9 protein-coding genes are annotated in these 11,849 nt (G+C 48.9%); 7 read left to right on the plus strand and 2 right to left on the minus strand.

Translation table 11 applies throughout. The annotated features are described in order from the left end of the window. Window positions 1-12 precede the first annotated feature (12 nt). From P3L47_RS03015 to P3L47_RS03025, 3 genes are all read left to right on the plus strand, one after another. Complete coding sequence (locus P3L47_RS03015) at window positions 13-843, plus strand: alpha/beta hydrolase (RefSeq protein ID WP_277782633.1); 831 nt, start codon at window positions 13-15, stop codon at window positions 841-843. Then, window positions 840-2,042 (plus strand): PepSY-associated TM helix domain-containing protein, encoded by a 1,203-nt coding sequence (locus P3L47_RS03020; RefSeq protein ID WP_277782634.1) that lies wholly within the window; start codon window positions 840-842, stop codon window positions 2,040-2,042. Before P3L47_RS03015 ends, P3L47_RS03020 begins: the two co-directional genes overlap by 4 nt. Window positions 2,043-2,103: 61 nt before the next feature. After that, window positions 2,104-4,659 (plus strand): DUF5686 family protein, encoded by a 2,556-nt coding sequence (locus tag P3L47_RS03025; protein ID WP_277782635.1) that lies wholly within the window; start codon window positions 2,104-2,106, stop codon window positions 4,657-4,659. A 4-nt stretch (window positions 4,660-4,663) separates the two neighbouring features. Here the strand turns inward: P3L47_RS03025 and P3L47_RS03030 are convergent, their stop codons facing one another. Beyond that, window positions 4,664-5,668 carry a helix-turn-helix transcriptional regulator gene (locus P3L47_RS03030; RefSeq protein WP_277782636.1) on the minus strand — a complete coding sequence of 335 codons (1,005 nt, stop codon included), beginning with the start codon at window positions 5,666-5,668 and terminating at the stop codon, window positions 4,664-4,666. A 102-nt stretch (window positions 5,669-5,770) separates the two neighbouring features. Between P3L47_RS03030 and P3L47_RS03035 the strand changes: the two genes are divergently transcribed. The 3 genes from P3L47_RS03035 to P3L47_RS03045 are packed head-to-tail and all read left to right on the plus strand — an operon-like array spanning window position 5,771 to window position 10,145. Continuing rightward, window positions 5,771-6,592, plus strand: coding sequence for a class I SAM-dependent methyltransferase (locus tag P3L47_RS03035; protein ID WP_277782637.1), 822 nt, complete (start codon window positions 5,771-5,773; stop codon window positions 6,590-6,592). A 12-nt stretch (window positions 6,593-6,604) separates the two neighbouring features. Further along, window positions 6,605-8,401 (plus strand): ABC transporter ATP-binding protein, encoded by a 1,797-nt coding sequence (locus tag P3L47_RS03040; RefSeq protein ID WP_277782638.1) that lies wholly within the window; start codon window positions 6,605-6,607, stop codon window positions 8,399-8,401. A gap of 13 nt (window positions 8,402-8,414) precedes the next feature. Continuing rightward, on the plus strand, window positions 8,415-10,145 hold the full coding sequence (locus tag P3L47_RS03045; protein ID WP_277782639.1) for an ABC transporter ATP-binding protein: 1,731 nt from the start codon (window positions 8,415-8,417) through the stop codon (window positions 10,143-10,145). Between the two features lie 83 nt (window positions 10,146-10,228). Here P3L47_RS03045 and P3L47_RS03050 read toward each other — a convergent pair whose 3' ends face one another. Next, window positions 10,229-10,543 (minus strand): nucleotidyltransferase domain-containing protein, encoded by a 315-nt coding sequence (locus P3L47_RS03050; RefSeq protein ID WP_277782640.1) that lies wholly within the window; start codon window positions 10,541-10,543, stop codon window positions 10,229-10,231. A 441-nt stretch (window positions 10,544-10,984) separates the two neighbouring features. Here P3L47_RS03050 and P3L47_RS03055 point away from each other — a divergent pair, with 441 nt between their 5' ends. Continuing rightward, complete coding sequence (locus tag P3L47_RS03055; RefSeq protein WP_277782641.1) at window positions 10,985-11,770, plus strand: DUF4469 domain-containing protein; 786 nt, start codon at window positions 10,985-10,987, stop codon at window positions 11,768-11,770. Window positions 11,771-11,849 lie beyond the last annotated feature (79 nt).

Here is an 11,849-nt window from a genome sequence, read left to right on the forward strand (position 1 = left end):
TTAAGATAAAAGATGATTCGTATTCACATCTTTCTTATACTCCTCCTGCTCCCGCTAACCATGCGGAGCCAGGAGGATATTTGTATAGGAAAGAAACATAGCCTTTACTCCACGGTTTTACAGGAAGAGCGAAACTACTGGGTACACCTGCCCGACAGCTACGGACGGGATACAACGCAGCGCTATCAGGTGATCTACCTGCTCGACGGGGATGCATTCTTCCATTCGGTAGTCGGCATCAGCCGGACATTCACTACGGTCAAGGGTAGGCATCTTCCCCCGAGTATCATCGTCGGTGTACTGAACGTCGACCGCACACGCGACCTGACACCTACCGCTTCGGCAGCAGGCCGAGACGGAAAGATCGCTCCTGATGCCGTCCCCCAGGGTGGCGGAAGCGAACTCTTCAGCCGCTTTCTGACGGAGGAGCTTCGCAGTGTAATAGACAATAGCTATCGCACCAATGGAAAGAATATGTTGATAGGCCATTCCTACTCCGGATTGTTTACCCTCAACACATTCCTCCATCATACCGACCTGTTCGACACCTATCTGGCTGTCGATCCGAGCCTGTGGTGGGATCGGGGCAAGTTGTCGGAAGAAGCCGCCTCGCTGATTGCAGGAAAGGACTTCACAGGGAAAAGCCTGTATATCGGTGTCGCTTCCAAGAAACGTACCGACCGGGTGGACATCCACCTCAACAAAGTAAACCACCTCCTGAAAGAGGTTTTGCCGCAGGCTGGAAACCTGCGTTTCTTTAGTAAATCATTCCCCGAAGAGAACCACGGAACAGTCGCTATTCCGGGAATATATGACGGGATCAAACAACTATATGGTAAATGAGAAAGTTATTTGCAAAGATACATTTATGGTTATCGATACCTTTTGGTATCATCATCGCGATTGTCTGCCTGACAGGTGCGATATTGGTATTTGAAACGGAGATATTGGAAGTGTGCTATCCTTCCCGCTATTTCGTCAAAGAGGTAAAAGGGGAACCGCTTACGCCTGCCGCCTTACTCAGTTCGGCACGCCAACAATTGCCTGAGTCCATCCAAATAAACGGCATCCGTGTTTCGCAGGACCCCAAACGTACCTGGCAGGTGGTATTGCCGGGTAAAAAAGCAGCCGCTTTCATCAATCCCTATACCGCAGAGATCACCGGCATCGACGACGGACAAGGTTTCTTTATGCAAATGATGCGCCTGCACCGCTGGCTGCTCGACTCCTACAAACGCGACGGCAGTTTCTCGTTAGGCAAAGCCGTTGTAGGCTACGCGACACTGGTAATGGCTATCATCCTGATAAGTGGCGTGGTGATCTGGTATCCCCGCAACAAGAAAGTCCTGAAGAACCGCCTGAAGATAAAAACAAAATCCGGCTGGTATCGTTTCTTCTACGACCTGCATGTCTCGGGTGGTTTCTACGCCACCCTGCTCCTGCTCGTCCTGACGCTGACGGGCTTAACCTGGTCTTTCGGCTGGTACCGTGATGCTTTCTATACCGTCTTCGGTGTCGAAACTACCCAACCGCAGGCACATACTCCCGCCCCATCCGATTCCAAAGGGAAGTCTAAAGAAAGAGGTTCCAAAGAAAGAGGTTCCAAAGAAAAGCCGTCCGGAGAAAAAAGGGAAGGTAACAAAGGCGGACACTCTTCAGAAAGAGAAAAAAGTAATCGTGCAGAAGCCGATTATACCCAATGGGCTACGGTCTTAGCCGACCTGCAAAGCCGTTATCCGAAATATAACTCCATCACCATCCAGGACGGTTCTGCCACCGTATCTGCCGCCCAATACGGCAATACCCGGGGAAGCGACCGTTATACTTTCGATCCGGCAAACGGAGAAATCACGGATGTGCAACTATACAAAGACCTTCCTAAGTCCGGAAAGATCAGAGGATGGATCTATTCCGTACACGTTGGTTCATGGGGCGGCATGACTACCCGTATACTGTCTTGCCTCGTCTCCTTCCTCGGAGCGGTATTCGCCCTGACCGGTTATTATTTCTGGATCAAGAAGAAGCTCCGGAAGAAAAAGTAACCTGTTGCAGGACGATTATTCGCGGATCAATCCTACATTTGTATATTAATACATTGATTTGATGAAAGTTTATCCGCTGATTGTCCTGTGTTGTTTATTACCCATGCATCTGTTTGCCCAGCTATTGACAGGCAAGATAACAGATGTGTCGGGAGAAGCGATCCCCAATGCCACTTTATACATCCGTGAAGTAGCATTGGGGATTACTGCCGATGACAACGGCGAATTTCAGGCTTCCCTGAAGAAAGGTTCCTACACCTGCGACTTCAGTTCTTTAGGGTATGAGCGAAAGACTCTTCCTCTGACAATCGACAAAGCAGAAACGCACCTCGCCGTAGCCATGGAAAAGAAAGTCTACGCCCTGAAAGAGGTCATTATCTCCGCCAACCGCGAAGACCCGGCTTATGCCATCATGCGGAAAGCAATCGGCATGGCTCCTTTTTATCTCCACCAAATAGAGAAATACGAATCGTCCATCTATGTAAAAGGAAGTGTAAAGGTTGAAAAGATTCCCCGGCTCATGACCTTCGGTTCAAACGGCAAAAAGCTGAAGAACCTCACCAACAAGCTCTTCTTAATAGAGTCGCAGAACGAAGTCAGCTTCACTTCCCCCAACCATTATGAACAGAAAGTGCTTGCCTTCTCTTCCACCCTTCCCGCCGATATCGATGCCGGACAGGTCATGTCTGTCATGACTGCCAACATATACGATCCGAACGCTTTCGGCAGGATCTCTCCTTTAGCTCCGGGAGCCTTCTCATACTACAAGTTCGCGTTGGAAGGTATCAGCATGGAAGGAGAACACATGATCAACAAAATACGTGTACAGCCTAAAAAGAACAACCCTAAGCTGGTCAGCGGTTGGTTATATATCATCGAAAACAGTTGGAACGTGCAAAGTGCCGATTTAAGTGCAACCGAACTGGGTGTCACCATCCGTTTTACCGCCACCTACAACGAAGTGAAACCTTCCGCCTTTCTCCCCACTGCCTACGACATCGATATGAAAGTAGATGCCATGGGAGTAAAAGCTACCGGCAAATATTATTCCTCCGTCCAATACAAAACCGTCGAACTCAGCGGAGCAACCCAAACCGTCCGCCAAAAATCGCAGGAACAACTGAATACATTAGCTGCCAAAGAAGAACTCAGCAACCGGGAAGCTTACAAAATGGCGAAGCTGATGAAAGAGACGACCGAACCGGAAGAAACAAAGAAAGAACGGGAGTCGCTCGAAATCAATCCGGGCAATGCGAACATCAAAGTGACAGTCGACACCCTGGCGGGAACCCGCGATTCTACCTATTGGGAAACGATCCGCAAGCAGCCGCTGAAGAAAGATGAAATCGTAAGCTATCAGGTCAGAGACAGCCTGAAAACAAAAATGGAAACCCTACGGAGCAAGGACTCTTTACAGAACCGCACTCCCGCCTATTGGATCGGCAAACTGATCACCGGCGAAAGTTTCCCATTGAATAAGAAGGTACAGTTCGGATATAGCGGATTACTCAAGGCATGCCCGCAATACAATTTCGTCGATGGTTTCTGGTTGGGGCAACAATTCACGTTGCGTACCAGCTTTACGGAAAGCAGAGTATTAACCGTCTCCCCTTCCCTCTATTACACCACAGCGGGAAAGAGCATAAACTGGCAGATCGACGGAAGTTACCAGTACGCTCCCATGCGCCGGGGCAACGTATCCCTCTCCGGAGGACAGACTACAGCCGATTACAACGGAGAAAGCGGAACACTCCTGGCGATCAATTCCATCGCGTCCCTATTCTTCGGTGAGAATCCGGTGAAGTTCTACAAAAAGAAATTCGTCGCCCTTTCCAATACCGTCGAGTTGGCTAACGGCCTGCCATTGACCACCGGTATCAGTTACGAGAAACGCAACGCATTACACAACCGTCAATCCTATAACTTCTTCGGGAATACCCCTTCCTCCAATTTACCCAACGGCCAATTAATGCCTATGCCGGATAATTCAGCGATGAAAGTAAAGATACGGCTGGCTTATACGCCTCAATACCACTATTGGAAACACCGGGGGAAGAAGATGTATATCTATTCCGACTATCCGACTTTCTCCATACAATATGAAGCCGGAATATCCACAGGCTCCCAAGAGTCCGCCTCCTTCAATAAACTGGAAGGCAATATCAGCCAGACAATAAAGATAAGTGAGTTCGACAGGATCGGTTATACTGTCAACGGAGGGAAGTTCCTTTCCGACAAACGGGTCTATTTTCCGGACTTCAAACATTTCGACACCAACGAACTGTTCATTACCGGAAGCTCGTTGGACAATAGCTTCTGTTTGTTCGACAATTATATTTACTCTACCGACAAGCAATGGTTACAAGCTCATTTGAACTACACGTCCGATTATTTGCTGTTCAAGCGGTTACCTTTCCTGCAAAAGTATATGTTCAATGAAGCACTCCATGCCCGTACGCTTTGGATACCCGGTAAAAGTTATTCCGAGTTCGGGTATTCTGTCGGATTCAGCAATATTGCACGGATCGGTGTCTTTGTCGGCCTGGAGAAAGGAAAGTACGATGCCGTCGGCTTCACGATCAGTCTGCCGGTACTGAAATCGATGGGCATAAAATAAGGTCCTATGCCTTTAACCGGTATTCCGAAGGAGCAATATTATACTTCCGTTTAAACGCCGTACAGAAATGTCCCTGGTAATCATACCCGACCAGGCTGGCTACCTCGGCTATCGTCTTATTGGTATCTAACAGATAATGAACCGCCATATTCATGCGGTAATCGAACAAATAATTAAATACAGTCGTTTGGAATGCCTGCTTGAAACCTGCTTTCAACGTACACTCGTTCGTCCCGACACGCAAAGCCAAATCACGCAATGACGGTGGGTTCAGATACTCGGTGCAGATAATATCCCGCGCCTGGTAAATCTTATCCCGGTCGGATACAGATACCGGTTTCTCTCTCGTCTCTTCCTTCCCTTCCGTCTCCCGTATAAAGAGCGACAGGCATTCGACCACCTTCGCCTCCAGGTACATCGGTGAAGCATTTCCCATCATCCGCGACAACTCGATATCGTTCAATGCCGTGTCCAGCGTTATAGGGATCGGGATATTCTCAGGAGCCATAAAGAAAGTCTCCCCGCTGTCGAGCCGCAGGTAAGCCTTCTCGAAATATTCAGGATAACGTTCCGACAGATGGCGGAAGAAATCGGGTGACACCAATACATTCGTCATACCGAAAGTCTCCCCTTTGCTGAATTGATTATGCTCTTCTTTGATACCCGAACTGACCATGATATTCGTATGCCCTTCCGCCCAGACCCGCCTGTCCCGCGTATCCGATAGAAAGCATTCGACCTGCCCCTGATGGACAAAAGAAAGCCCCATAAAAGAGCAATCCGTATTCCGGGAGCGCAGGCAACAATCTTCCTTACAGTATATCTGGTACTTCGCGACATTGAAATCCCTGCATTTAAACTCGGAGATCGTATAGGTAAGCAACTCGTTCCCCATATTCCAGCTGCTCTCTTCCAGCCTGCCGGAGCCATTGGTGGAAAAGTAACTTATATCCGGCATTTCCAGGGCGATCGTGTCTCTTCCGCGAGATGAAAGTTCGATGTGTATCATTTTTTCCGTCAGATTAAAATGCAATTCCTTCTTGCGTAAATAATTCGATAGCAAATATCCCACCTTTGTATCAGATAATCAATCCCTAAAAGTAGGTATATTATGAATAAAATAAAACCCGGGATAAAGGACAACGTTGCAGAAACCTTATTCATCCCCTTACTTTCACGCGCCTATGAAAGCCGCCGGAAAGATGCGATATTAAAAGACCCGATGGCTTGCGAACTGGTTGAGAAAATAGACTACGACTTCGCCAAATTCGGAAAGATTTCAATGAGTACAGCCGGTACTGCCATCCGTCTGCGCCGTTACGACCGGCTGGTTAGCTGGTTTATCGACCGAACAGTAGATGAAGCCCCGATAGTGGTGCAGATTGGCTGCGGACTCGACAGCCGTTTCCAACGCGTCGACAACCACGACCAGGCAACCTTCTACGAACTCGACCTGCCCGAAGTGATCGAACTGCGTGAGAAGCTATTCCCCGCCTCGACAAATGACATCAACATCAAAGGCTCCATGCTCGAAACAGACTGGATGGATGCATTGAAACAAAAGCATCCCCATAGCCGCTTCCTCTTCCTTGCCGAAGGCGTGATGATGTATTTCACCGAAGAGCAGGTCAGGTCGGTTATCCAAAACCTGGCTGAACGTTTCCCCGGTTGCGAGATCTACTTCGACTTCGTCAGCAAATGGGCGGCACGCAACTCCGATAAACACGAGTCAGTGAAACGTACGAAAGCCCGTTTCCATTTCGGACTGAACGATCCGCACACAGTCGAACAATGGGTACCGGGACTGAAACTGATCGAGCAGTTTTATTTCGTTAGCGAAGAGAAAAAACGCTGGGGACTACCCGGACTGATTATGTGGCTGATCCCCGCCCTGCATAAATCGTTCGGGATCGTAGGCTATAAAGCCGAATAAAGAACAAACAATATGAAAGAGCAAAAGAAAAAAGGGTTATCGCGCCTGTTTGAGATCGCGGGCGAAAAGAAAGGACTATTGATCCTGGCTGGTTTCCTGTCGGCGTTAAGTGCCTGCTGTATGCTGGTTCCTTATCTGTCGGTTTACCAGGTACTGGATGAATTATTGAAAAATGCCGGGAACGTAACGGCTTCGGATAGCGGATACATGATCCACTGGGCATGGATCGCCTTTATCGGACTGGCAGCCGCCCTATTGTTACTCTACGGCGGACTGATGGCTTCGCATGTGGCAGCGTTCCGCATCCTCTATGGTTTGCGTGTCAGGCTATCGGAACATATCGGACGGCTGCCGTTGGGTTATCTGAACAGCACGTCGACCGGAGCGATCAAGAAAGCACTGGAGCAGAATGTGGAAAAGATAGAGAACTTTGTGGCGCATACCATCCCCGACCTGGTGAATGCGGCAACGACCGTTATCATTATGTTTGTCATCTTCTTCAGCCTGAACGGTTGGATGGCGGCAGTCTGCCTGCTGGCGATCGTGATCGGTATATCCGTCCAGTTCTCCATGATGTTCGGTAAGAAAGCGCAGGAGTTCTTCAAAATGTATTTCGATACATCGGAGCAGATGAGTGCCTCAGCCGTCCAGTATGTAAGGGGGATGCCCGTTGTGAAGATATTCGGGCAGACGGTGGAGTCGTTCCGCCAGTTCAGCAAATCGATCTACCGGTTTAAGGAATATGCACTGAATGTCTGCGATGCTTATCAACCAGGGATGGTGACGTTCATCGTACTATTGAACTCGATCGTTACCTTTATTATTCCCGTCGGCTTGTTACTATTGGACGGCCAGCCGGGAAATATCGCACTGGCAGCCGTCTATCTCTTCTTTATTGTATTAGGGCCGGGCGTTGCCTCCCCTTTTTATAGACTGACATTCCTGGCTTCGAACACGCGGGAGATAGACGAAGGTGTCAGCCGTATCGACGCTATCTTTGCCGAGAAGCCCGTTCCGGAACCCGCCAACCCTCAACAGCCGAAGGGGCATGACATCTGTTTCGAAAACGTCAGCTTCTCCTACGAAAACACACGGGAGAAGACCCGTACCGAAGCGCTGAAACATATCAACTTCACCGCCCGTGCCGGCGAGATAACCGCCCTGGTCGGTCCTTCCGGCTCCGGCAAATCCACCATAGCCAACCTGATCCCCCGTTTCTGGGACGTTACCGAAGGGACGATCAGTATCGGCGGCGCAGATATCCGGAATATTCCTTCCGAACAGTTGATGGATCAAGTCTCTTTCGTTTTCCAGGATACCTTCCTCTTCTTCGATACCTTGTACGAGAATATCCGTGTCGGTAAACCCGATGCTACCGAGGAACAGGTGATCGCCGCCGCCCGTGCCGCCCAGTGCGACGATTTCATCCGTCGGCTGCCGCAAGGGTATCAGACGCTGATCGGTGAAGGCGGCGTTTATCTCTCCGGGGGAGAAGCGCAACGGGTAGCCGTGGCACGTGCCATCCTGAAAAACTCCCCGATCCTGGTACTGGATGAAGCGACCGCATTCGCCGATCCGGAAAATGAATACAAAATGCAACTCGCCATACAGGAACTGATCAGGGAAAAGACAGTCATCATCATCGCTCACCGCCTGTCATCGATCATTTCGGCGAACCAGATCATTGTTTTAAAAGAGGGAGAGATTACCCAGCAAGGCATCCACAGCGAACTTTCGGTAAACGACGGACTCTATAAACAGATGTGGGATGCCTATACCGACGCTTTTCAATGGACATTAAAGAAATAAGGAGACAACAAGAATGAATGCACTTCAAAATATAACGATCGGCCATACCGAACGTCTCAGGAAACCGGTCGGATTCACCATCCTCGCCAACCTGGTCAATATCGTTCCTTTCATGCTTTCGATAGAGGCTGTGAACATCATCTTTAAAGCCTTCGACGGCAGTGGCAGCGGACTCGACACGACCCGCCTGTGGGTTATCTTCGGCATCCTTGTAGCTTATATGCTGGTGATGGCCGTTGCCGAACGCCAGTCGTACCGACATAATTTCCGCGGTGCTTACGAAATGAGTGCCGACGGCCGGATACGGTTGGCAGAACATCTGCGCCGCTTGCCCTTAGGCTCCCTCTTCCGGCATGATCCTGGCGACCTTGCCAGCATGATGATCAGTGACTTTACATTGGCGGAGACCGGTATCTCCCACCATCTTCCCCAATTGATGGGTGCGTTGGTAATGCCCATACTTGCTTTCTTCGGGTTGCTGTGGATCGACTGGCGGATGTCGGTAGCCATGTTCATCGCCCTTCCGTTGGCGATCCTGGTTCTGACGGGAAGTACCCGGATACAATATAGCCTGAGCCGGAAACAGATCGAAGCCAAAGTGAATGCGGGCAGCCGCCTGGAAGAATACCTGCAAGGTATCCGCGTCATAAAAGCGTATAATCTGCTGGGCGGTAAATTCGAACGTCTGCAAAAAGCGTTTGCCGACCTGCGCCGGGCAAGCCTGCGCCTAGAAGCCCTGATGGGGCCGTTCATCCTGCTGTCTATCACCCTGGTGCGTGCCGGACTGACCCTGATGATCCTTTGCGGTGCCTATCTGTTGGTAGGCGGGCAACTCGACCTACTTACTTTCGTCATGTTCCTGATCGTCGGTTCCCGCGTCTTCGACCCGCTAACCTCAGCATTGACCAACTTCGCAGAGTTCCGCTATTTCTCCATCGCCGGAGGCCGTATCCTCAACCTGATGCGCGAACCGGAAATGACAGGAAAAAAGGAAAGCCCGGAACATGGGGATATCACTTTCGAAAAGGTATCGTTCGGTTACGGTGAGAAAGAGATATTGCATGATGTATCGCTCACGTTGAAACAAGGTTCGCTGACCGCACTGGTCGGTCCATCGGGAAGTGGTAAAAGCACGCTGATGAAGTTATGCGCCCGTTTCTACGATCCGCAGAAAGGGAAAGTCCTGTTGAACGGACAGGATATGAAAGAGTTGGAACCCGAGTCGCTGATGAAGCATATATCGATGGTCTTCCAGGATGTCTATCTGTTCCAGGACACGATCAAGAACAATATCCGTTTCGGTAAAAGCAATGCAACCGATGCCGAGATAGAAGCCGCTGCCCGCAAAGCCTGCTGCCACGATTTCATCATGCGTCTGCCGGGTGGTTACGATACGATGGTTGGCGAAGGTGGTTGCACACTGTCTGGTGGTGAAAAGCAACGCCTCTCCATCGCCCGCGCCATACTGAAAGAGGCTCCGGTCGTCCTGTTGGATGAAGCCACCGCCTCTCTCGATCCCGAAAACGAAGTGGAAGTACAGAAAGCCATCAACACCCTGATCGAAGGCCGCACAGTCATCGTCATCGCCCACCGCCTAAAGACAATCCGCAACGCCGACAAGATCATCGTACTGGAAGACGGCCATATCGCCGAACAAGGGACACATGACGAACTGCTTCGCAATCAGGGATTATATCATAAACTATGGTCGATACAGGAGAAGACGATCGGGTGGAAACTGTGATTATTTTCTGATATAAGCTTCTATAACATCAATAAACTCTACAGCTTGTGGGTACAGGTCGTCGATATCCACAACTGTATAGTTTATAACACAATGCCTTCCTTCATTACGTTATAATAGAAAAGAGAACGATTCTTTATCTCTTCCCATTTCTTCCGACTGACTACCATTGGATTAATCATCACCCCTGTATCTATCTCAACATCATAAAGCGGATAGGTTATTTCCCGTTCTTCCTTTGGAGTAAGTTTATCTTTATCAACGAGAATAAGCAAGTCAATATCGCTATCCGGTCGTGCATCTCCACGAGCCTGACTGCCGTACAGTATGGCTGTAGAAGTCGGGGCTACACGGTGTACTATTTCCCGCAAAGTCTTTACTATTTCATTTCGTGTCATAACGGGATTCTTTTATGGGTTTATATTTGCAAATGTATACAAATAATCTGTTTACTACATTTTGCCAAAGTTTGTTAGCGTATTTTTTCAAGAGATAGGACAGTAGGATGGAAATTGCAACTGCTTCATATTTCTTATTTTATCAAACATAGTCCATAGTGAACTACGTTAATAATGGCTACAAATGTAGCAAAACCTTACAAACAGACATAACGTTATATACTATTTTTCATGGCTTGTTGCAAAATAGCATCAAGTCATGACTCTTTTCGGTCTAAATACAAAACTTCATTTGGTACCACCAAGGGATTTCTTCAATTCTCTTTCTAAGGGAGATATTGGTGATTTACGACTAAAAACAGGGGTATCCGCAGAAATAAAAGCTTTGATTTTTATAGGTATGACATAGTTCACTATGAACTAATTAAATCTGTATTAATCATGGCAACAACTGATCCCAAGATGCGTAGCATCACTGGCAATTTGGTAGCAAACATGCTGACAGAACGTGAAGATGACTTCACATTCAATGTCACATACGTCGCCAACCGCACAATCGATGATTTGTGCAACATCGCTGCAAAAGGCAAAAGTAAGTTCTCCGCTTCCGAATTAAGAAGCGCTTACAACGATCTGATGGAAGTTGCGAAGGAAGAATTGTACTCTGCTTCTACCGTAGAGTTCGGCTTTGCAAATAACTCCCTGGGAGTGGATGGTCCCTTCATCGGCCCCAAGGCTAAATTCGATCCGGAAAAGAATAATGTAACCCTTCGCTGTTCTCCCCGTGTCGAATTCAAGAAAGACCTCAAAGCCATCAGCGTGATCGTCGGTGAAGTAACAGAAGGTCTCCCTACCATCACCAAAGTAACCGACGTATTCACAGGCGAGGTAAACACAAAACTCACTCCGGGCAATACACTCAATGGCGAAGGTAAACGTATAAAGATCGTCGGAACCGAAGGCAGTCCCGTCGGTTTCTTCTTCATCAAAGCAGCAGACGACACCGAAACAGCCGTCCCAATGACTTCCGTTTCACGCAACGATCCTTCTTTCTTCTCTTTTATCATTCCGGCATTGGCCGACGGCACCTATTATCTGGAAGTCGCCACCCAATACGGAGGTAATCGCACGGTACTATTAAAAGAGGTTCGCCGCAATCGTTTCCCTTACCTGCTGACGGTAGGTGCCGGAAGTGATGATGATGACGATCGCCCCGTAATTGAATAAACTTTCTTGCGCAATCGTTGCGCATTACCGTGCGCGATAGCTGCGCAAGGATATGCGCGACCGATGCGCACTCTCATGC

This window comes from Parabacteroides chongii (assembly GCF_029581355.1).
Taxonomy (GTDB): domain Bacteria; phylum Bacteroidota; class Bacteroidia; order Bacteroidales; family Tannerellaceae; genus Parabacteroides; species Parabacteroides chongii.